The sequence below is a fragment of the Glycomyces sp. NRRL B-16210 genome, assembly GCF_000719515.1.
Classification (GTDB): domain Bacteria; phylum Actinomycetota; class Actinomycetes; order Mycobacteriales; family Micromonosporaceae; genus Glycomyces.
Genome location: NZ_JOGR01000012.1, coordinates 15801 through 38441 on the forward strand (window position 1 = coordinate 15801; position 22641 = coordinate 38441).

16 protein-coding genes are annotated in these 22641 nt (G+C 69.8%); 9 read left to right on the top strand and 7 right to left on the bottom strand.

From position 1 onward, the window contains the following. Positions 1-19 precede the first annotated feature (19 nt). From IF12_RS0117675 to IF12_RS0117700, 6 genes are all read right to left on the bottom strand, one after another. Positions 20-2167: a (Fe-S)-binding protein gene (locus IF12_RS0117675; RefSeq protein ID WP_030160740.1), complete on the bottom strand. Its 2148-nt coding sequence runs from the start codon at positions 2165-2167 to the stop codon at positions 20-22. Between the two features lie 162 nt (positions 2168-2329). Further along, positions 2330-3415, bottom strand: coding sequence for a LacI family DNA-binding transcriptional regulator (locus IF12_RS0117680; RefSeq protein WP_231492641.1), 1086 nt, complete (start codon positions 3413-3415; stop codon positions 2330-2332). A gap of 33 nt (positions 3416-3448) precedes the next feature. Continuing rightward, on the bottom strand, positions 3449-4870 hold the full coding sequence (locus tag IF12_RS0117685; protein ID WP_035749517.1) for a GH1 family beta-glucosidase: 1422 nt from the start codon (positions 4868-4870) through the stop codon (positions 3449-3451). Next, positions 4870-5808, bottom strand: coding sequence for a carbohydrate ABC transporter permease (locus IF12_RS0117690; protein WP_081913717.1), 939 nt, complete (start codon positions 5806-5808; stop codon positions 4870-4872). The genes IF12_RS0117685 and IF12_RS0117690 overlap by 1 nt, the downstream gene beginning before the upstream one ends. Next, positions 5805-6740 carry a carbohydrate ABC transporter permease gene (locus IF12_RS0117695; protein ID WP_030160745.1) on the bottom strand — a complete coding sequence of 312 codons (936 nt, stop codon included), beginning with the start codon at positions 6738-6740 and terminating at the stop codon, positions 5805-5807. Before IF12_RS0117695 ends, IF12_RS0117690 begins: the two co-directional genes overlap by 4 nt. Before the next feature lie 357 nt (positions 6741-7097). Continuing rightward, positions 7098-8441: an ABC transporter substrate-binding protein gene (locus tag IF12_RS0117700; protein ID WP_030160747.1), complete on the bottom strand. Its 1344-nt coding sequence runs from the start codon at positions 8439-8441 to the stop codon at positions 7098-7100. Between the two features lie 523 nt (positions 8442-8964). On the opposite strand from IF12_RS0117700, the gene IF12_RS0117705 reads away from it, so the two are divergent. Beyond that, positions 8965-11586 carry a glycoside hydrolase family 48 protein gene (locus IF12_RS0117705; RefSeq protein ID WP_030160749.1) on the top strand — a complete coding sequence of 874 codons (2622 nt, stop codon included), beginning with the start codon at positions 8965-8967 and terminating at the stop codon, positions 11584-11586. Positions 11587-11890: 304 nt separating this feature from the next. On the opposite strand, the gene IF12_RS0117710 is transcribed toward IF12_RS0117705, so the two are convergent. Continuing rightward, entirely contained in the window at positions 11891-12478 is a 588-nt protein-coding gene (locus tag IF12_RS0117710) for a DUF1349 domain-containing protein (protein ID WP_030160751.1), read from the bottom strand. A gap of 619 nt (positions 12479-13097) precedes the next feature. On the opposite strand from IF12_RS0117710, the gene IF12_RS0117715 reads away from it, so the two are divergent. The 8 genes from IF12_RS0117715 (at position 13098) to IF12_RS0117750 (ending at position 22497) form a co-directional block, all read left to right on the top strand. Further along, positions 13098-13529, top strand: a complete 432-nt coding sequence (locus IF12_RS0117715; RefSeq protein WP_133884066.1) for a hypothetical protein — start codon at positions 13098-13100, stop codon at positions 13527-13529. A gap of 228 nt (positions 13530-13757) precedes the next feature. Then, a complete protein-coding gene (dnaK, locus tag IF12_RS0117720) occupies positions 13758-15593 on the top strand; it encodes a molecular chaperone DnaK (protein ID WP_030160755.1) in 1836 nt (611 codons plus the stop codon). Beyond that, entirely contained in the window at positions 15590-16450 is an 861-nt protein-coding gene (locus tag IF12_RS24330; RefSeq protein ID WP_051704550.1) for a nucleotide exchange factor GrpE, read from the top strand. Before dnaK ends, IF12_RS24330 begins: the two co-directional genes overlap by 4 nt. Before the next feature lie 94 nt (positions 16451-16544). Then, positions 16545-17672, top strand: a complete 1128-nt coding sequence (gene dnaJ / locus IF12_RS0117730) for a molecular chaperone DnaJ (RefSeq protein ID WP_030160760.1) — start codon at positions 16545-16547, stop codon at positions 17670-17672. A gap of 430 nt (positions 17673-18102) precedes the next feature. Continuing rightward, positions 18103-18528, top strand: coding sequence for a heat shock protein transcriptional repressor HspR (locus tag IF12_RS27055; protein ID WP_081913735.1), 426 nt, complete (start codon positions 18103-18105; stop codon positions 18526-18528). 128 nt (positions 18529-18656) lie between these two features. Further along, a complete protein-coding gene (locus IF12_RS0117740) occupies positions 18657-20036 on the top strand; it encodes a hemolysin family protein (protein WP_030160763.1) in 1380 nt (459 codons plus the stop codon). Continuing rightward, positions 20033-21052, top strand: a complete 1020-nt coding sequence (locus tag IF12_RS0117745) for a hemolysin family protein (protein ID WP_030160765.1) — start codon at positions 20033-20035, stop codon at positions 21050-21052. Before IF12_RS0117740 ends, IF12_RS0117745 begins: the two co-directional genes overlap by 4 nt. 173 nt (positions 21053-21225) lie before the next feature. Continuing rightward, positions 21226-22497: a hypothetical protein gene (locus IF12_RS0117750; protein WP_051704551.1), complete on the top strand. Its 1272-nt coding sequence runs from the start codon at positions 21226-21228 to the stop codon at positions 22495-22497. Positions 22498-22641 lie beyond the last annotated feature (144 nt).

Below are 22641 nucleotides of genomic sequence, written 5' to 3' on the forward strand. Positions count from 1 at the left end.
CTCCTATGCCGCAGCAGCCCTACTCGGTCGCAGCGGCCTCCGCGCGCTTCTCCTGGGTCCTTGCCAGCAACTGGGCGATGTCGATGACCTCGACGTCCTCGCGGCCCGCGTCGGCGACGCCGTCGCGCAGCATCGTGGAGCAGAACGGGCAGCCCACGGCCACCGTGCCCGCGCCCGTCGCCACGGCCTCGTCGGCCCGCTCGCGGTTGACGCGCTTGCCGATCGGCTCCTCCAGCCACATCCGCGCGCCGCCCGCGCCGCAGCAGAACGACTTCTCGTTGTTGCGCGGCATCTCGGTGACCTCGGCGAAGGAGCCGAGGAGTTCGCGTGGCGGCGTGAAGACCCGGTTGTGGCGGCCCAGATAGCAGGGGTCGTGATAGGTCAGCTTGCCCTCGTGCTGCTCGACCGGCTTGATCTTCCCGGCGTTCACCAGGTCGTTGAGCAGCTCGGTGTGGTGCACGACCTCGTACTTCCCGCCGAGGTCCTCGTACTCGTTGCCGATGGTGTTGAGGCAGTGCGGGCAGGTCGCGACGATCTTGACCGCCCCGACCGAGTTGAGCGTCTCCACGTTCTGCTCGGCCATCATCTGGAACATGAACTCGTGCCCGATGCGCCGCGCCGAGTCGCCCGTGCAGGTCTCGGCCTCGCCGAGTACCGCGAACTTGACGCCCGCGTCGTGCAGCAGGGTCGCCACCGCGCGGGAGGTCTTCTGCGCCTTGGGGTCGTACGCGCCCGCGCAGCCGACCCAGTACAGGTACTCGAACTCGGTGTCCCCGTCGGCGATCGGCACCTCGAAGTCGAGGCCCTCGGCCCACTTGAGGCGCTGGGCGGGGTTCTCGCCCCACGGGTTGCCCTTGTTCTCCAGGTTGCGGAGCATGGTCTGGGCCTCGGCGGGGAAGTCCGACTCGATCATGACCATGTTGCGGCGCAGGTCCATGATGTGGTCGACGTGCTCGATGTCCACCGGGCACTGCTCCACGCACGCGCCGCAGGTGGTGCACGCCCACAGCACGTCCGGGTCGATCACCGAGCCGATGATGTTGATCTTCTCGTGCGGGTCGGCCTCGCCGCCGCGTTCCTTCGCGATCGCCGCGGCCTTGAGGTACGGCGCCTGCTCGTAGAGGTGGTCGCGCAGGTCCGTCACGAGCTTCTTGGGCGACAAGGGCTTGCCGGTGTTCCAGGCGGGGCACTGCGACTGGCAGCGCCCGCACTCGGTGCACGTGGAGAAGTCGAGCAGGCCCTTCCAGGTGAAATCGGCGATGGTGGCCACCCCGAACGGGTGGGTCTCGGGGTCGGCGGTCTCGAAGTCGGCCGGCTCGCCGTCGATGAGCATCGGCTTGGCCGCGCCGAGAGCGGGAGCGCCGTCGGCCTCGCGCTTGAAGTAGAGGTTGAAGAACGCGGTGACGCGGTGCCAGCCGATGCCCATCGAGGGGATCAGGGCCAGCATGAGGAAGAACGTCCAGGAGACGAGGATCTTCACTCCGGCGACGACCGTGATCGTGGTGTGCAGCCCGTCCTCGGAGACCCCGTTGTACATGTTGGCCAGCAGCGAGGACACCGGGGAGGCCCAGGTCTGGTCGATCGCGCCGATCGCCCATTCGGCCGAGCGGATCGCGAAGAAGCACAGGACGATCGCGAGGATCGTCGCCTCGATGTAGAGGGCCTGCCACTGGCGGGAGTTCTCGAACCGCGAGGTGGAGGAGCGCTGCCCGGCCTCGGAGGCCTCGCCCTCGGGCGGGATGCGGTGCGTGCGCGGCTGGTTGACCAGCCGGATCGCGAACAGCGCGAGGATGCCCAGCCCGGTCAGGGTCGCCATGACCTCGGAGAGCAGCAGCCAGGGCGTCCAGTGGCCGACCCACGGGATCGACCAGGTCGGGTTCAGCGTCTCCAGATAGGCCTGCGCGAGGATCGGGAAGAGCGAGAAGAACCCGAAGAACACCGCCCAGTGCGCCAGGCCGACCCAGGTCCACTGGAGCATCCTGGTGTGCCCCAGGGACTCCCGGAGCATGGTCTTGATCCGCTGCCCCCGGTCGCCCTTGCGCGTCTTGTCGGGCGCGCCGAGCCGGACGAGTTCGAGCATCCCGAGCCCGGCGCGGACGAACAGCCCGATCGCGACCGCGGTGTACGCGAACGCGATCGTGGCCGTGACGATTTGGACGACTCCCATGGCGACCTCTCGACTGTTCTGGTGCACGGCGGTGCGTGCTGCCGATCACGATACATGTTACTGATCAGTAATCAGTCTGTCGAGCCAGGCTCGCCTCACTCGAGACCGAAGGCCCGGCTCCATGCGGAGCCGGGCCCTGTCTCGAGGGGGTCGAGTCTTCGGTCAGGCGGATTCGCGGACGACGATCCTGGTGCCCAGGATGGTCACCAGCGGTCCGGCCTCCTCGCCGCGGATGCGCCCGCACAGCAGGCGGGCCATCTCGCGGCCCATCGTCTCGGTCGGCTGGTGCACCGTGGTCAGCGGCGGCTCGGCGACCTCGGCCAGCGGCGAGTCGTCGAAGCCGACCAGCGCCAGGTCGTCGGGGACGCTGACGCCCCGCTCGCGCGCCACGCGGAGCGTCGCGATCGCCAGCGGGTCGGAGTGCGCGAACACCGCGTCGAGCTGTCCGGCGCTGTCGAACAGCTGCCGGGCGGCCTTGATGCCGCTGGCCTCGTCGAAGCCCTCGGCCACCGAGACCAGGCCCTCCTCGACCGGCAGGCGGCTGCCGCGCAATCCGTCGCGGTAGCCGTTGAGCCGGTCGACGCCCACGGCCATGTCCTGCGGGCCGGCGATGAGGCCGATCCGCCGGTGGCCGTGCTGGGCCAGGTACTCGACCGCCTGGCGCGCGCCGGAGCGGTTGTCGCAGTCGACGTACGCGACCGGCCGGAAGCCCACCGGCGTGCCGCACAGGACGATCGGGATCCCGGCGTCCTCCAGCCGCTCGGGGAGCGGGTCCCCGGAGTGGCTGGAGACCATCATGACCCCGTCCACGTGCTGGCCCATGAGGTAGGACTCCAGGTCGGCGCGGTTGCCGTCGCGCGGGGCGAAGGTGAGCATGAGCCGCATGTTCTCCTCGGCGAGCTGCTCGGTGATCCCGCGCAGCACCCCCGCGAAGAACGGCTCCGACCACAGCCACTCCTGCGACTCGGTCACGACCAGCGCCACCGTGTCGGTCCGCTGGGTCACGAGGGTCCTGGCCGCCTGGTTGGGGACGTACCCCAGCTCCTTGATGGCGGCCAGGACCGCCGCGCGAGTGTCCTCGGCGACCTTCGGCGAGCCGTTGATGACGCGAGAGACCGTCCCGCGGCCGACGCCGGCGTGCCGGGCGACGGTGTCGAGCGTCGGCCTGCCGCCGGTGCGGCGGCGGCGCTCAGCTCGTCCGGCGGCCGGCATCGGCTCGTCGGAAACCTCGGTTCGGGTCTCGGTCATCGTGCATCACCTCGGGCAACGGTAGCGGTGGATCTATTCTGCCTCACGAATCGAACGTGCGCGTCGCACCAGGTCGCCGTACCAGCGACCGGAGTCCTTGACCGTGCGCTCGCCGGTCTCGAATTCGACGTACACCAGTCCGAACCGCTTCGTGTAGCCCCAGGCCCACTCGAAGTTGTCCGCCAGGGACCAGGCGAAATAGCCCACGAGGGGCACCCCGGCCTCGACGGCGTCGGCGCACGCGGCCAGGTGGCCCTGCACGTAGTCGAGCCGTTCGAGGTCGTGGACCTGCCCGTCGTCGAGCTTGTCGGGGAAGGCCGCGCCGTTCTCGGTGACCGCGAGCGAGACCTCCGGGTACTCGGTGTGCAGGCGGGTGAGGACCTGCGTGAGCCCGGCGGGCTCGATCTCCCAGCCCATGTCGGTCACGGGGAGCCCGGCCGACACGAACCCGATGTGCTCGTTGGCCGGCCACGCCGACCCCGCCCCGGTCGGGGCGGCCGAAGCGGAGGTCGCGCCTCCGTTACCGGTAACGGTGAACCGAGAGTAGTAGTTCACCGACAGGATGTCGAGCGGCGCCTTGATCGTCTCCAGGTCGCCGTCCTCGATGAACGCGAAGTCGCTGATCGCCTTGAAGTCCTCGACGATGTCCTCGGGGTAGGCCCCGCGCAGCGCGACCTCGGTGAACCACCGGTTCTGGACGCCGTCGACCCGCCGCGCCGCGTCGACGTCGACCGCCGAGTCGCTGGCGGCGTGCACCGGGTAGAAGTTCAGCCCGATGCTGATGGTCGCCTCCGGGTCGGCGGCCTTGATGGCGCGCGCGGCCAGCCCGTGGCCGAGCATGAGGTGGTGGGCCGCGGCGACCGACGCGCTCGGGTCCCGGCGGCCGGGGGCGTGCTCGCCCGAGGCGTAGCCGAGGAACGCGGCGCACCACGGCTCGTTGACGGTGATCCAGTGCTTGACGCGGTCCCCGAGGGCGTCGTGCGCGATCTTGGCGAACTCGGCGAAGCGCAGCGCGGTCGCCCGCTCCGGCCAGCCGCCCGCGTCCTCCAGGACCTGCGGGAGGTCCCAGTGGTAGAGGGTGATCCACGGGGTGATGCCCTCGGCGAGGAGGGCGTCCACGAGGTTGGAGTAGTAGGCGAGTCCCGCCTGGTTGACGCGGCCGTCCCCGTCGGGGCAGATCCGGGGCCACGACAGGGAGAACCGGTAGCTGTTGAGGCCGAGCGCCTTGATGAGGGCGACGTCCCCTTCGATGTTGCGGTAGGAGTCGATGGCCGTGTCGCCGTTGGAGCCGTCCACGACCCGGCCTGGTTCGTTGACGAACGCGTCCCAGATGGATTTGCCGCGTCCGTCGGCGTCGGTGGCGCCTTCGACCTGGTAGGACGAAGTCGCCGCCCCCCAGGCGAATGCGGATGGGAATCGGGCGGCCAGCGCCGGCCCTTCGATATCGTTGCTCATTACTTGGTGGAACCTTCCATGATGCCGCTCACGATCTGCCGTCCGAACACGACGAACAGGATCGCGATGGGAATGATCGAGATCAGCGTGCCGGTGAAGATCATCGACAGGTCCGCTGACCACGTCGCGGTGGACAACTGCCGGATGGCGAGTTGGATGGTCGGGTTCTCGCCGCTGAGCACCATGAACGGCCATAGGAATTCGTTCCAGTTGAGCATGAAGGTGAGCAGACCGAGCACCACCATCGCCGGCCGCAGCGCCGGGAGGACGATCCGCCACCAGATGCCGATCGTGGAGGCGCCGTCGATGCGGGCCGCCTCGATGATCTCGTCGGGCACCGCCTGCTCGACGTACTGGCGCATCATGAAGATCCCGAAACCGTTGACGAGGAACGGCAGGATCACCGCCTGGAGCGTGTCGAGCCACTGGAGCTCGACCATGATCATGTACAGCGGCACGATGCCCAGCTGCTGGAGCGGCACCATCATGGCGAACAGGACGACGCCCATGAGGATCTTGGACCCGCGGAACTTGAGCTTGGCGAACGCGAAGCCGCCGAGGGTCGAGATGAGGATGACCGAGGCGGTGACCGTGCCGGTGATGATCAGCGAGTTCTGGAGGCCCAGGAGCAGCCGCGCCTCGGGGTTCTGCAACGCCTCGATGAAGTTCTCGCCGAGGTTGCCGCCGGGGATGAGCGCCGGCGGGAAGCCCGCGGCGTCCGAGGTCGTCCGCGAGGCGATCACGACCATCCAGTACAGCGGGAAGATCGACAGGATCGCGACGGCGACCAGCGCGACGCGGGTCATCATCGTCGGGGCGAACACGCCCGCGCCGGACTCGACGTCGTACTTCTTCTTGCCGCGCTTGCTGCTCGGCGGCCGCCGCGAACCGTCCGCCAGGGGCGCGGATGCGGGGCTGGGGGCGGTTGCGGTGCTCATTTGTTCCCCTGGATGCGGTTGACGATCAGGAAGTTCACCATCGCCACGATGCCGATGACGATGAACAGCAGCCATCCGGCGGCAGCGGAGACGCCGTAGTTGCCGTGGGTGCGGAGAATGTCGACCAGGACCATCGCGGTGGTCTGGAACTGGCCGTCCGTGCCGCCGCCGAGCCTGCCGGAGCCGAACATCATCGGCTCGACGAACATGGTCATGCCGCCGACGGAGGAGACGAACACGGTGAAGATGATGACGGGCTTGAGCTGCGGGACGGTGATCTTCCAGAACTGCTGCCGGGGCGTGGCGCCGTCGACCGTCGCGGCCTCGTAGAGGTTTCGCGGGATGGTCTGCATGGCGGCCAGGTAGATGAGGGCGTTGTAGCCCATCCAGCGCCAGTCGACCATCGAGGAGATGGCGACCCAGGAGGTGAGCCGCTCGGCCTGCCAGTTGATCTTGTCGACCCCGAACATGCCCAGGAAGCCGTTGACCATGCCGTACTCCTGGCCCCAGATGCGGGCGAAGATGATACCGACGGCGACCACCGAGGTCACGATCGGGGCCAGCACGAGCATCCGCCACAGCATCGGGCGCTTCAGCCGCCGGTTCAGGGCGTTGGCGACCATGAGCGCGCAGATGAGCTGCGGGACGGTCGCCATCACGAACATGCCCAGCGTGTTCACGACCGACCAGTTGAAGCGGCTGTAGTCGACCAGGAGGAACTCGTAGTTCTGGAACCCTACGAAGGCGCGTTCGGGATTGCCCAGCTTCCACGTGTGCAGCGAGGCGTAGAACGTGTACCCCATCGGGAACAGTCCGAACACCGCGAACAGGATGAAGAACGGCGCGACGAGCGCGTAGGGCGTCGCCTTCATGTCGGCCCGCGTGAGTCGCTCGCGCCAGCTCAGGCGCGGCGGGGCGGTGGTGGTGGTCATGGTCTTCCTTTTCGTCCGGCGAACGCTTGCGGGAGCCGACGGTCCGGTCCGGGGGCGAACGCTTCCGGTGCCGTGTACCGGCGATCGTCCGCGCAGCCGTGAGCCGGCCGGCCGTCGCGGGGTGGAGAGGGAGCCGGCCCGCCGCGGGTTGGGGCGCGGCGGGCCGACACGGTGCCGCCGAGAGGGGTTCGGGACCTGTCCTGGGGCGGGACGTCGAACGGATGCTGGGAACCGTTCGACGTCGGTCCCGGCTCGGCGGCACTGGGTCTAGCAGCGCTGGCTCTGGGTCAGCGGCACTTGACCCGGGGTCGGTTCCGGCGGCGGCAGGTGCCGCCGGAACCGACCCGCGGGAGTGGCCTAGAGACCGGAGCCGGCCAGTTGCAGCGCGTTCTCCGCCTCGGACTGGATCTGGTCCCACACCTGGTCATGCGAGTAGGTGCCATCGATGAGACCGTTCAGGACGTTCTCGACGGCGCCCTTGACCGGCGGGTGGTAGTACGAGTACTCGAGCGGCGGGAAGCTCTGCACCGAGGCGGTCAGGATCTGACCGGTCGGGGCGTCGCTGAAGTACTCGTTCGCGGAGTCGGCGACCTTCGGGTCGGCCTGCGCCTCAGGCGAGGACGGGAAGTTGCCGACGGCCTCGAAGACCTTGACCTGCTGCTCGGGGGCGCTCAGCCAAGCGGCCAGCGCGGCGGCCTCCTCGGGGTGCGGGACACCCTCGGGGACCGCGAGCCAGGAACCGCCCCAGTTGCCGCCGAGGCCGGGGGCCGAGGCGAAGTTCCAGTTGCCGGCGTTCTCCGGGCCGGCGTTGCCTTCGACGACGCCGCTGGGCATCCAGCCCGGGCAGGCCATGACGGCGTAGCCGCCCTCGGACTGCGCGGCGGTCCACTCCTCGGTCCAGGAGACGAAGTTGCCGATGGCGCCCATCTCGTGGAGGTCGAGGATGGTGTCGATCGAGCCCTGGACGGCGGCGGAGTCGAGCGTCAGCTCGCCGTCGGCGTCCACGTACATCTGGCCGTCGCCCTGACCGGCGAGCTGGCCCAGCAGCATGTTCTGGAGCTGGGTCGGGCTGTCGAGGAAGGCCGCGTCGATGCCGGAGTCGACGTAGGTCTGGGCGACGGACTTGAAGCCCTCCCAGTCGGACCACAGTTCGGCCAGCGCTTCGCGGTCGGTCGGGAGACCGGCCTCTTCGAACAGGTCGTTGCGGTAGCACAGGCCCATGCCGCCGACGTCGGTGCCGAAGCCGACGAGCTTGCCGTCGGGGGAGTGCCCGAGGTCCCACTTCCACTCGACGTAGTCGGCGGCGCGGTCCTCGTAGCCGAACTCGGCCAGGTCGGTCCAGTGGTCGCCGTTGCTGAAGAGCTGGACGACGCCCTGCTCCTCGACGCCGACGATGTCGCCGGTGACCGAGCCGGTCTCCAGACCGGTCTCCAGGGTGGGCCGGTACTCCTGCTCCCAGTTGACGCCGTCGCCTTCGATGACGACGTCGATGTTCTCGTTGAGGGCCTCGTACTCGGCCTCGAGGTTGGCCTGGGTGTAGCCGAAGGTGCCGAAGAGGGAGACGGTGAGCTGGATCTTGCCGTCCTCGGTCAGGCCGTCGTTCTCGTCGTCGCCGCCGCCTGAACAGGCGGTGAGGGTGAGGGCCCCCGCGGCGACGGCCGCGAGAGCGACCCTGCCGTGCTGTCGTTTGAGGAGATGCATCGTTGCTGGTTCCTTCCAGGCGCCTCGGCGGCGCCATGCGTTTCCCGAGGGGTTTCGAGGGACTCGATTCCTTTGCTGCCCAGGACGGTCGTGATGCGGGCCGCCGTATGTGCGCGGCGGCCCGCGGACTGAAACCGCCGAGGCGATCGCTCTTGGGAGCGATACCAGGATCGTACGGGAGCGTGTTCCACGACGCAAGCCCGGGTGTGAGAGTCGTTACTCGGTTGTTACACCGTTCATCGAGGCGAAGAAATCGAAGATCGCAGATGCGTAACTATGAAAACGGACGAACGGGACGCTGAGCTGGCAAAATGTTTGCCAACCAGCAGGGTAGGGCCACCTCGTCGTAGAAATTTAGGGATGTCAATGTATTGACATATTGGGACAACCCTTGGGAGCATGGCCTGGGAGCGCTTCCGCATTGCGGTCCGTTTCGTTCCACTCGAGCGATTCAATGTCCGCGAACCCGGCATGAGCGCTCCCACAGAACCGGACATACCACCCACTCTCAGGAGTAGCCATAATGGATCTCGACAATCCGGCCCCGCCGCGGAAGCGGCGCCGATGGCGCCGTACCGCGGCGGTGACCTTGCCGGTCGCCCTCGTCGGCACGTTCGCCGCGGTGGCCGCGCCCAACGCGTTCGCAGCGCAGTACTGCGGCGGCCTCGACTACAACGTCATCTCGACCTGGGGCGACGGCTTCCAGGCCAATGTCGTCCTCACTTCCGGAGACGCCGGGCTCAACGGCTGGGACATCGAATGGGACTTCCCGGCCGGTACCTCGGTCTCCAGCGCCTGGAACGTGGACTGGAGCCAGAGCGGGGCCCGCTTCAGCGCCAGTGACGTCGGCTGGAACGGCACCATCGCCGCGGGTCAGTCCCAAGAGGTGTTCGGCTTCATCGGCTCCGGCTCGGCCACCGCGCCGACCAACATCTCGGTCAACGGCGAGGCCTGCGACGGCTCGAGCAACCCCGACCCCGGCGGCGACGCCGCGCTGACGACCTCGCGGACCAACGTCGTGGTCGACGCCGGCTCCACCGGCTCGATCGACGTCAACTTCTCGGCCGCCATCGACGAGGCCGCCACCGTCACGACCACGCACACCGCGGGCTCGACGGACATCTCGGTGTCCTCGGGCGCGTCGCTGTCGTTCGCGGCCGGCGAGACCTCGGCCCAGTCGGTCGTCTTCAGCGCCGCCGAAGGCGCCGAGGCCGGCTCCTCGGCGACCTTCGCGGTCGCCGCCGACGGCTACGACACGATCAACGTCAACGTCACGGTCGCCGACCTGGGCGAGGTCACGCAGAACGAGGAGCGCTTCCTCACCCTGTACGACCAGCTCACCGGTTCGGACTCGCCGTACCTGCACTCGACGGGCGTCCCCTACCACTCGGTGGAGGAGCTCATCGTCGAGGCGCCGGACTACGGCCACCAGACGACCTCCGAGGCCCTGAGCTACCTGATGTGGCTGGAGGCCGCTTACGGCCAGGTCACCGGCGACTGGTCGGGTTACAACAACTCCTGGCAGATCACCGAGGACTACCTGATCCCGGATCTCAACCCGACCAACTACAACCCCGACGACCCGGCCTCCTACGCGCCCGAGTCGGACAGCGTCACGGACTACCCGACGCAGCTCGACTTCGACGTGCCCGTCGGCCAGGACCCGATCGGGGCCGAGCTGGCCTCGACCTACGGCACCAACAGCATCTACGGGATGCACTGGCTGCTCGACGTCGACAACGCCTACGGCTACGGCGAGTGCGGCGACGGGACCACCGAGCCGGTCTACATGAACACCTTCCAGCGCGGCTCGCAGGAGTCCACGTGGGAGACCATCGGGCACCCGTCGTGCGAGACCTTCGACTTCGGCGGTCCCAACGGCTTCCTCGACCTGTTCGTGGGCGACGAGGAGTACGCGGCTCAGGAGCGTTACACCAACGCCCCCGACGCCGACGCGCGCGCCGTCCAGGTCGCGTGGATGGCCAAGCAGTGGGCCGAGGCCCAGGGCCAGGAAGGGGACATCTCCGCTTCCCTGGACAAGGCGTCCATGATGGGCGACTACCTGCGGTACGCGTTCGCGGACAAGTACTTCAAGCAGATCGCCGGCGACTGCATCGGGGCCGCCTCGTGCCCGGCCGGCTCTGGCAAGAACTCGTTCCACTACCTGATCAGCTGGTACTACTCGTGGGGCGCCGGCCTGAACGGCGACTGGTCCTTCCGCATCGGCGGTTCCGGTATCCACCAGGGCTACCAGAACGTCATGGCCGCGTACGCCCTCTCCGAGGGCGGCCTCGAGCCGGACTCGGCGACGGGTGCGGCCGACTGGGCCCAGAGCCTCGACGCTCAGCTCGACTTCCTCGAGTGGCTCCAGGTGCCGCAGGGCTCGACCGGCGCCGGCGCCCTCGCGGGCGGCGCGACCAACAACTGGGGTGGCAACTACGGCACCCCGACCACCTCGGCCGAGTTCAACGGTCTGAACTACGACGAGCAGCCCGTCTGGCACGACCCGCCGTCGAACCGCTGGTTCGGCTTCCAGGCCTGGGGCATGGACCGCACCGCGCAGCTCTGCATGGAGACCGGTGAGACCCGCGCCTGCAACATCCTGGACAACTGGGTGGCCTGGGCTCTGAGCGAGAGCACCATCACGCCGACCGGGTACAGCATCCCGGGCGACCTGACCTGGAGCGGCGAGCCCGGCTCGGGCCTGTCCGTCACCGTCGCCAGCCAGTCCGAGGACCCGGGTGTGGCCGGCGCCCTCGCGAAGATCCTGTCCTACCACGCGGTCGCCACCGGCGACACCGCGTCGCAGGAGGCCGCCGCGAACCTGCTGGACGTCCTCTGGGAGGCCAACGACGGCATCGGCATCACGCAGCCCGAGCAGCGCTCGGACTACTGCCGCTTCGGCGACGAGGTCTACATCCCGCAGGGCTGGACCGGCACCATGCCGAACGGCGACGTTCTGGAGAACGGGGTCACGTTCATCGAGACCCGGTCCTTCATGCAGAACTTCGACGGCTGGGACCAGGTCGAGGCCTACATCAACGGTGGCTGCTCGGGCGACGCGCCCGAGTTCAGCTACCACCGCTACTGGCACCAGGTCGAGGTCGCCACGGCGTTCCAGACCTACGCGGTGCTCTTCGAGTAGCCGACCGATGCGGCGCCCCGCCGGCTGACGGCGTCGCGACCCCTTGGGGCCGTGACCGTCCGGGGCGCCGCACCGACTGGTGAATGAAAACGGCGCGGCCGATCGCGAGAGCGATCGGCCGCGCCTTCTCTGTACGTCCTTGTATTTCCTCGCCGCTGTTTCTCGCCGCCGTCCGCGGCCGGATTCACGGCTCCGCTCATGGCCTCTGGTGCTCTGAGCACACAGGTCGGGTCCGCCGGACTCCAGGTCCCCGCGAACGGAACGTCCACCGGGCCCGACCTCTATGCTCAGCGACTACCGGTCTTCATTGGCCGGTGCGCTGGATGTGCTTGCGGCGCCGCCGGATCGGCTGCGCGGTGATGCGATGGGAGCCTCGGCCCCGAAACGCCGACCGAGGACGTAAATCCAGGTCGATGTCGAGGTCCTGCGCCGCGTCCCAGAAGCTCTCGGACACGGGGCTGGTGCTGGCGATCCCGGCGAGTGCCGGTACGCCGCCGGGCAGGTAGGTGGAGGCGATCGTGGTGTAGTCGACGCCGTCGTCGGCATGGGCCACGGTGATGGTGCCGCCGGAGCGGATCAGGCGCAGCCAGATCTCGTCGGACTCGGTGTCCACCGGCGCGAGCGACCAATTGGTGTGCTCGCGGGTCGTCACGGTGCTGACGAGGTGCTGCCCCCCGAGGTACTCGGCGCCGGTCTTGACCCAGTTCGACTCGTCGACGCGGATGGTCAGCGAGGCCTCCGAGTGCTGGTGGCGGTGCTCGGGGCGGAAGCGCATCGCGATCTCGCCGTCACCGTCGAGCTTGAGGCCGTAGATGTAGACGTGGTCGCGCTGGTGCTCGAGACCGGCGCTGCGGCGGAGGGTGGTCTTGGTCTCGAAGTAGGGAGTGATCAATCCACCGTCTACCGTCCATTGTACTTCTTCTGAAGGAGACTGCATGAAAACAATGATGCCACACGTGAACGGGGCGAATTCTGACAAAACGGACGTCGTAACCCAAAGTTAATGCAGACTTAGGGTCCGTCACAGGTCTGAAACCCCAGCTCAACAACGCTATGATGCAGCAAGTGCGGTTTCCGTTACTCCTTTTGGAGAACGCAGAGCCAACGCCCCATGGGCCCCACCCGCAACTCCGGTCCCGGGTTCGGCACGGGACTCGCGACACCGCTCGGGCCCTTGGGGCGCGGCCCGAATCGGCTCGATTCGCCCAGGCTACTCCCCGCTCGCCCGCGCATCCAGCGTGACGGGCCGCCGGATCGAACTGATCCGAACACGGCCTTCTCGCGGCCTTCTGGGGCCGCCGTCCCCGCTCCCGTCGGACCGTCGCCGCGCCCTGCCTGCGGCGGTGAAACGGGGCGTTCGGGGACGGATCGCCCGGGCGGCGCCGGGCGGGTTCGGCACGGCCGGATGCGAGTGCCGGGGGCTCGTACCCGTGTCCTCGCGGCCCGCTCGACCGTTAGACCGGACAGAGGAGTACGCAGGGCACGGAAGCGAAGGCGAATGAGGAGATAGCGTGAGCATGCAGCATTCAACGAGGCCGGTGTCGCACGACTCCGACGCCCCCGAAGCGGGGCGGGGCCTGCCGCGCCAGGACCGCGCCGCGCCGCCTCGCCGCACGCGCCACAACCAGGACCTCGACACCGTCGAGCAGACCTCGATGGTCGTCCCGATCACCGGCCGCAACCGCCGCGCGCGGCGCGAGGAGCCCTCGAAGCTGTTCTCCGTGGAGGAGCCGCCGCCGCTGGAGGCGCCCGCCGGGATCACCGAGATCACCGGCTGGGCCCTGGCCTCGGCGATGTGGCGCGACCACCTGCCCGAGCAACTGCTGGGCATCGACTGCGCCTCCTGCAAGCAGACCTGGCCGTGCGACACCTGGAAGATCGCCGACGACCTGCTCACCGAGTGCTGCGAGGCGGCCGGCCAGGTCCCCGCCGCGGCCCGCTGACCGTACGCGACCGGAGCGTCGCGAAGTTGAGTCGACCCGACTCAACTTTAGTGCATTTCGTCACAATCATCGAGATCAGCTTGACAGTCGACACCGGCCGGAACAACATTGAGTCTATCCGGCTCAACTTGGTCCAGGGTTCCCGCCCGGCCGCTTGAGACAGAGATACTTCACGGAGCACCGGTCCTCGGGGCGCCGCGACATCTGTTCGACTACAAGGAGATCAACATGGCACGTGCGGTCGGTATCGACCTCGGCACGACGAACTCCGTGGTCAGCGTCCTCGAAGGCGGGGAGGCCACGGTCATCACCAACGCTGAGGGGGCAAGGACCACCCCGTCCATCGTGGCGTTCGCCAAGAACGGCGAAGTGCTGGTCGGCGAAGTGGCAAAGCGCCAGGCGGTCACCAACCCCGACCGCACCATCCGCTCGGTCAAGCGCCACATCGGCACCGACTGGTCGGTGGACATCGACGGCAAGTCGTACACCGCGCAGGAGATCAGCGCGCGCATCCTCATGAAGCTCAAGCGCGACGCCGAGGCCTACCTGGGCGAGAACGTGACCGACGCGGTCGTCACCGTGCCGGCCTACTTCTCGGACGCCCAGCGCACCGCCACGAAGGAGGCCGGCGAGATCGCCGGGCTCAACGTCCTGCGCATCATCAACGAGCCCACCTCCGCGGCCCTGTCCTACGGGCTCGACAAGGGCGACGAAGAGCAGACCATCCTCGTCTTCGACCTCGGCGGCGGCACCTTCGACGTGTCCCTGCTGGAGATCGCCGACGGCGTCATCCAGGTCAAGGCCACCTCGGGCGACAACCACCTCGGCGGCGACGACTGGGACGACCGGGTCATCCAGCACCTGGTCAAGACCTTCAACGGCCAGTATGGCGTGGACCTGTCCAAGGACAAGATGGCCATGCAGCGCCTCAAGGAGGCCGCCGAGAAGGCCAAGATCGAGCTCTCCAGCGCCACGCAGACCTCGATCAACCTGCCGTACATCACCGCCGGGCCCGACGGCCCGCTGCACCTGGACGTCTCGCTCTCGCGCGCCGAGTTCGAGCAGATGACCTCCGACCTCCTCGACCGCTGCAAGAAGCCGTTCGAGCAGGCCGTCAAGGACGCCGGGATCAACGTCTCCGAGATCGACCACGTCATCCTCGTGGGCGGCTCGACCCGTATGCCCGCCGTGTCCGACCTGGTCAAGCGCCTCATCGGCCGCGACGCGCACAAGGGCGTGAACCCCGACGAGGTCGTCGCCATCGGCGCGACCCTCCAGGCCGGCGTCCTCAAGGGCGAGGTCAAGGACGTGCTGCTCCTCGACGTCACGCCCCTGAGCCTGGGCATCGAGACCAAGGGCGGGATCTTCACCAAGCTCATCGAGCGCAACACCACGATCCCGACCAAGCGCTCGGAGGTCTTCACGACCGCCGACGACAACCAGCCCTCGGTGCTCATCCAGGTCTTCCAGGGCGAGCGTGAGATCGCGGCCTACAACAAGAAGCTCGGCACCTTCGAGCTGACCGGTCTGCCGCCGGCGCCGCGCGGCGTCCCGCAGATCGAGGTCACCTTCGACATCGACGCGAACGGCATCGTGAACGTCTCGGCGAAGGACTCGGCCACGGGCAAGGCCCAGTCGATGACCATCTCGGGCGGCTCCAGCCTCGCCCAGGACGACATCCAGCGGATGATGTCCGAGGCGCAGGAGCACGCCGAGGAGGACCGGCAGCGCAAGGAGGAGGCCGAGGCCCGCAACCTGGGCGAGTCGCTGGTCTACCAGACCGAGAAGCTGCTGGCCGAGTCGGGCGACAAGATCCCCGAGGACCTCAAGGGCCGCATCAACGAGGCCACCGGCACCCTCAAGGGCGCCCTGGGCGGCAGCGACATCGAGGCGATCAAGTCCGCCACCGAGGAGCTGTCCAAGGTCAGCCAGGAGGCCGGGCAGGCCATGTACGCGGCGGCGCAGACCGATCAGGGTCCGCAGCCGACCGCCGACGCGGGCGCGCCGGGCGCCGACGACGTCGTCGACGCCGAGATCGTCGATGATGACAAGGACCAGAAGTGACAGCGGAAGACGGCAAAGACGCCGACGACACGCCTCCCGACGAGCAGAACGGGGACGGAGGCGGCACCGGTGAGAACGGTGCGGTCGAAGGCGACGGGGAATTGACGGTCGACGACATCCTGGCGGCCGCGTCGGACGACGGCCAGGCCGCCGACGACGCGGTGCTGGTCCTCCAGGCGACCCTGGAGGAGCGCACGCGGGACCTCCAGCGCATCACCGCGGAGTTCCAGAACTACCGCAAGCGGGTCGAGCGCGACAAGGCCCGCGCCGGTGAGCTGGCGACGGCGGCGGTGCTCCAGAGCCTGCTGCCGGTGCTCGACGACCTGGACCGGGCGCGCGACCACGGGGACCTCACCGGTCCCTTCGGGTCCGTGGCCGACCAGCTCTTGAACGCACTGACCAAGCAGGGCCTGGAGTCCTTCGGCACCAAGGGCGACCGGTTCGACCCGACCGTGCACGAGGCCGTGGCGCACATGCAGATGCCCGGCGTGGACGGTCCGACCTGCATCGACGTGATGCGGTCGGGCTACCGCCTGGGCGACAAGCTGCTGCGCGCGGCCCTGGTCGCGGTCGCCGAGCCGGCGGACGAGGACGAGGCGGCGCCGGCCGAGGAGCCGGAGGCTCCCGAGACCGACGAGGCCGAGGAGCCCGCGGAGGCTTCGGAGGCCGAGGCGCCGGAGGCGTCCGACGGGGCCGAGCCGGCCGAGGCCGACGACACCGCCGAGGCCGGTGCCGAGGAGTCTTCCGACGAGGCGGTGCAGTCCGACGCGCAGTCCGAGGACGGTCCGCCGGCGGCCGAGGCCGCCGAGGACGAGCCGGCGGAGGACCGACGCAAGGGCAAGAAGAAGAAACGGTAGGAGTGCGGCCCGCGGGCCCGGCCTGCGCTGCGGCGCAGGGCATCGGGTCCGCGGGCCGGTTCCTCAGGCTCGAAGGCATTGAAGGGAGCGTCCGGTGGCATCGCAGGAGTGGCTTGAGAAGGACTTCTACGCCGTGCTCGGCGTGCCGCAGGACGCTTCCAAGAAGGACATCGAGAAGGCCTACCGCAAGCTCGCCCGCGAACTCCACCCCGACCACAACCCCGACCCCGACGCCGAGGAGCGCTTCAAGGGCGTCTCGGAGGCCTATTCGGTCCTCCACGAGGACAAGGCCCGCGCCGAGTACGACCAGATCCAGTTGATGAAGTCCGGCCGCGGCGGCTTCGGCGGGATGCACGCCGGCGGCGGGATCAACTTCGAGGACCTCTTCTCCGGCTCCGGCGGCTCGGGCGGCGGGTTCTCCGACCTCTTCGGCGACCTGTTCTCTCGCGGCGGCGGCGGAAGCCACCGGCGCGGCGCCGCGCAGCGCGGCGGCGACCTGCGCACCCACATCTCGCTCGACTTCGCCGACGCGGTGAAGGGCACGACCACCGAGATCCGGATGCGCGCGCCCGGCGAGTGCGAGACCTGCCACGGCTCGGGCGCCAGGCCCGGGACCTCCCCGACCACCTGCTCCCGTTGCGGCGGCAGAGGACTGGTCACCGAGAACCAGGGCGCGTTCAGCTTCGCGCAGCCGTGCCCCGAATGCGAGGGCACCGGCTCGGTGGTCTCGGACCCGTGCCCCGACTGCGGCGGCACCGGAGCGACCACCAAGGACCGGATCATCACCGTGCGGGTCCCGGCCGGGATCGGCGACGGCCAGTCGATCCGCCTGGCCGGTCGCGGCTCCCCCGGGGAGCGAGGCGGCCCGTCCGGGGACCTGCTGGTCCGCGTCACGGTCCGCGCGCACCCGCTGTTCGCCCGCGACGGCGACAACGTGACCCTGCGCCTGCCGGTGTCCTTCCCCGAGGCCGCCATGGGCGCGAAGGTGAAGGTGCCGACCCTCGACGGGCCGGTCACCTTGAAGGTCCCCGCGGGGACGCCGACCGGGCGCGTGCTGCGCGTCAAGGGCCGCGGCGTGCCGAACAAGGGCGACCTGCTGGTGACCGTCGACGTGGAGGTCCCCGCCTCGCTCTCGGCCGAGGCCAAGGAGGCCCTGGAGAAGTACGCGGCGGCCGCACCGGGCGCCGACCGCTCGAAACTGGAACAGTTGACGGGCCAATGACCGGGCGCGAGTCGAATCGCAGCGGCGGCGTCCCCGCCGCCATTCGGCGCGCCCGGATTCGAACCTCCCTTTGGGACTCCAGCGCCTTCGCGGCCGCGCCGGTGCCGCACGTTGCGGGCCCGTTCACCGCGCCCGCGTCCGGCGCTCGCACGCCGGCCGCTCAAAGTCGCTTTCGACTCGGGGCCGGAACACTTCACGGGCCCGATGCGTTGCACGAGACGGACCGCGAAGGCGGGGCGACCGCCCTCGCGTTCTCGCGCCGCGCTCACGCGCCGTCCCTTGCGGGCGGACGCCCGATCGCGGCAGGATGGACCGGCACCGACCGAAGGAGGGCACCGTGACCGCCTCCGAGCCCACCCCCGACCGCGCCTCCGACCGTGCCGCCAAGCCCGCCGCCGACGGCCCCGCGGACATGGGCGGCCGCGCGCACATGCGCATCGAGATCGCCTACCACCAGCGCGGACCGCTCGGCGACGAGATCGACTTCGACGCGAAGATCCTCGCGATCTCGGCCGCCGCCGAGATGGCCGGGATGCACCCGCAGACGCTGCGCCAGTACGACCGGCTCGGCCTGGTCGAGCCGGCGCGCACGCCCGGCGGCGGCCGCCGCTACTCCGTCCGCGACGTCACCCGCCTGCGCGAGATCCAGCGGCTCAGCCAGGACGAGGGCGTGAACCTCGCCGGCATCAAGCGCATCATGGACCTCGAGCGCGAAGTCCAGGCCGTCCGGGCCGAGGCCGCGGCCGCTCTGGACGAGTTGCGGCGGGCCCGCACCCAGCTCGCGGAGCTGCGCGCGATGGCCGGTCCGTTCCGCCGTTCGACCGACATCGTCCTGTGGCGGGGCGAACAAGGTTGACCGCTTGCCCTGCTCGGCCGTCCCGTTAAGATCGGCTCCATGCGACGAAAACGACGACGATATCGAAGTCCCCGGCCCGTAAGCGGCAGCAGGCTCCTCGCATCGGAGCCCCATCGGGGGCATGAGCGATGCTCATAGTCATCGGACTGGTCATCATCCTGGCCGTCACCGCCGCCACGGGCTTCTTCGTGGCTCTCGAATTCGCCTACACCGCCGTCGACCGGTCCCGCCTCCACGACATCGCCGACGGCGACCCGCGCCGCGCCGCGCGCGCCCGCCGGGCCCTCAAGATCTGCTCCAGCCTCTCGTTCGCGCTCTCGGGCGCGCAGCTCGGCATCACCGTCACCGCCCTGTTCGTCGGCTTCTTCGCCGAGCCCTACCTCGGGCGCGGCCTGGCCGACCTCCTCGGCGTCGCCGGGGTCCCCGCGGCCGTGTCGGTCAGCCTCGGCGTGGCGCTGGCGTTCCTCATCGCCAACGTCATCCAGATGATCCTCGGCGAACTGGGCCCCAAGAACCTCGCCCTCGCCCGCACCGAGTGGCTCGCGCTGTTCCTCGCCGCCCCCACGAGCGCGTACCTGACGGTGTGCGGGCCGCTCATCAGGTTCTTCGACACCACCTCCACGAAGCTGCTCAACCTCATGGGCATCCAGGCGGTCGAGGAACTGGAGCACAACGCGACCCCCGAGGACCTGCACCGCATCATCGACCTCTCCCGCGACGAGGGCGCGCTCGACCAGAGCCTCTCGGAGCTGCTCGACCGCGGCCTGGACTTCTCCGAGACCGTGGCCGACCAGGCCATGACCCCCCGCGTCAACGTCCAGACGCTCTCGGCCGACGCCACGGTCGCCGACGCGGTCGAGGCCCTCGCCGGGGGCCACTCGCGCTTCCCGGTCGTCGGCGACGACGTGGACGACCTGCGCGGCGTGGTCGGCATCGGCCAGATCATCGGCGTCCCCCGCGAGGAGCGCGCCAAGGTCCGGCTCTCCGAGGTCGCCGACCCCGCGCTGCTCGTCCCCGCTTCGCTGCCGCTGCCGACGCTGCTGGAGCGGATGCGCAGCCGCCACCGCCAGCTCGCGTGCGTGGTCGACGAGTTCGGCGGCTTCGCCGGGATCGTGACCCTCGAAGACCTCGCCGAGGAGCTCGTCGGGGAGATCCGCGACGAGCAGGACCGCTTCGAGGCCGTCCCGGTCGCGCTCGCCGGCGGCGCCTGGCTCGTGCCGGGGCGGTGGCGCATCGACGAGGTCGCCGACGCCACCGGCATCGCGCTGCCCGAAGGGGAGCACTACGAGACCATCGCCGGGCTCGTCATGGCCGAGCTGGGGCGCATCGCGCATCCCGGCGACACCCTCGAAGTCGACACCGTCCCCGGGCACGGGGACGCCGATGAGGAGGACCCCGATCGCGCCGACCGCGTCCGCATGGTCGTGGTCTCCTGCTCCCGCCATGTGCCGCAGGCGATCGAGCTGCGGCCCGTCGCCAGCGACGACCACGCGGAGGCCGCCAAGTGAGCACCGGACCCGCACTGCTGATATCGGTGATCCTCCTGATCGCCAACGCGTTCTTCGTGGCCGCCGAGTTCGCCCTCGTGGCCTCGCGCCGCCACCGGCTCGAACAGGACGACTCCGCCTCCGCTCGGGCCGCCCTGCGCGGCACCAAGAACCTCTCGCTCATGCTCGCGGGCGCCCAGCTGGGCATCACCGCGTGCACGGTCGGCCTCGGCGCCCTGGCCGAGCCGGCGCTCGCCCACGCCATCGAGGTCCCGCTGAAGGCGATCGGCCTGGAGGCGGCGGCGCACCCGATCGCGTTCACGATCGCGCTGATCATCGTGGTGTTCCTGCACATGGTCGTCGGCGAGATGATGCCGAAGTCCTGGGCGATCAGCCACCCCGAGTCCTCGGCGATGGCGCTCATCTGGCCCTTCACCTGGTTCGTGTTCCTCACCAAGCCGATCCTGCTGGGCCTCAACCAGGGCGCGAACGCGCTGCTGCGGATGTTCGGGGTCGAGCCGGCCGACGAGAAGGCCCAGGCCCACTCGCCCGAGGAGCTGCGCTACCTGCTGCGGTCCTCGGCCGAGGCCGGGATGCTCGGCGAGCCGGAGCACCAGATGCTCACGCACGCCATCGAAGTGCAGCGCCGCGGGGTCGGCGAGGTCGCGATCCCGTGGGCCGAGGTCGTCACGATCCCGGCCGGCTCGACCGCCGTCCAGGCCGAGGAGCGCAGCCGCGACACCGGGCGCTCGCGCATGGTCGTCGTCGACGCCGACGAGCGCCCCGTCGGGCTCGTCCACGTCCGCGAGGCCGTGCAGGCCGAACCGGGCGCCCCGGTCGCCGACCTGGCCGCCGCGCCGCTGATGGTCGGCGCCGACACCACGGTCGCCGCCGCCGTCGCTCTGATGCGCCGCCAGCGCTCCCAGCTCGCCCTCGTGACCGGGGAGGGCCGCGAGGTCACCGGCCTGATCGCCATGGAGGACCTGCTGGAGGAGATCATGGGCGACTTCGAGGACGAGACCGACAGCACCGAATAACGCGACCGCACCCGCCTCAGCGAGGGCCCCGGCGAAGCCGGGGCCCTCGCCTCGTCGTGCCCGGCTCTGGACGAAATCGCGCCGACACGCGCACCTGGCGTGTTCATCGCCGATTTCGACGCCTTCAGGCGTGATCATGATTCATCAACCGTTTCCTGTGACTCTGGAAGACCATGTCGAAATTCTTCGAGGAAACCGGGCCTGAATTCGCCGTCTCGATGCGCGGCTACGACCGCCATCAGGTCGACGAGTTCACCTCCCGGCTGTACCAGAACATCAAAGCCCACGAACAGCACCGCGACGAGGCCGCGCGTGCGTTGGAGGCCGCCGAGCAGCAGCTGCGGCGCGCCGAGGACCGCATCGGCGCCCTGGAGCGGCGCGTGGCCGACCGGGCCACGCAGATCGCCGAGGCCGAGGCCCCGACCCTGGCCGGACTCGGCTCGCGCGTCGAGAAGATCCTGCGCGCCGCCGAGCAGGAGGCCGGCGTCCAGCGCGCCGACGCCCGCCGCCAGGCCGCCGCCATGGTCCACCAGGCCCGCGCCGAGGCCGAGACGATGATGCGCTCGGCCCACACCGAGGCCGCCGAGCTCACCGCCACCACCGACCAGGACGTCACCGAGATCCGCGTCCGCGCGGTCAACGAGACGACCGAACTGCGCGAGAACGCCCGCCGCAACCACGACCTGGCCGTCGCCGACGCCCACCGCGAGGTCCAGACCGCCCAGGGCCAGTCCCGGTCCGAGGCCGAGAAGTCCCGCTCGCAGGCCGAACGCGAGATCGCCGTCCAGCGGGCCACCGCCGAACGCGAGGTCACCGAGCTCAAGGCCCACGCCGCCCGCGAGGCCGACGAGCAGCGCGGCGCCGCCCAGCGCCTGCTGACCGAGGCCGCCGAGCACCGCAAGCGCCGCACCCAGGAGCTGGCGCTCGCCGAGGCCGACCGCCGCGAGCGGGCCCAGAAGGAGGAGGCCGACCGCCACCAGCAGGCCATCGCGACCGCGCAGCGGATCGTCGCCGAGGCCGAGGACCGCCTGGCGCTGGCCGAGGAGCGCGCGCGCAGCGCCGAGAACCGGGCGCTGGAGCGGCGCGAGGAGGCCGACCAGCACGCCAAGGACGCCCTGCACCGGGCCGTCGAGCAGGCCAAGGTCGTCAAGGCCGACGCGGAGAAGGAGGCCGAGCGGCTGCGCCGCAGCGCCGACGAGCGCGCCGCCGAGCGCGTCCAGCCGCTCGCCGAGGAGGTCGCGGCCCTGACCCGCCAGCGGGACAGCGCCGGTTCGAACCTGACGGACCTGCGCCGCCAGTTGGGCCTGGTCTCGGGCGAGGAGGAGCCGGCGCTTGCGATGGCGTCCGCCGGGGCGTTCGCCTCCGAGCCGGAGCGGCCGGTGATCAACCGGCAGCGCGAGGGCTCCGACCTCGACCGGACCCAGCAGCTCCCGATCATCCGCTAGAAGACAGCCGCGCGCCGCGGTCAGCCGGTAGCCGAACGTACGGAATACGTTCGCCGCACTGGCCGACCGCGGCGCGGCCCTATATTATAAATAAACTGAACTAATTCGGTGGGGGCGAACCGCCGCCACCGCAGACCCCGGCAC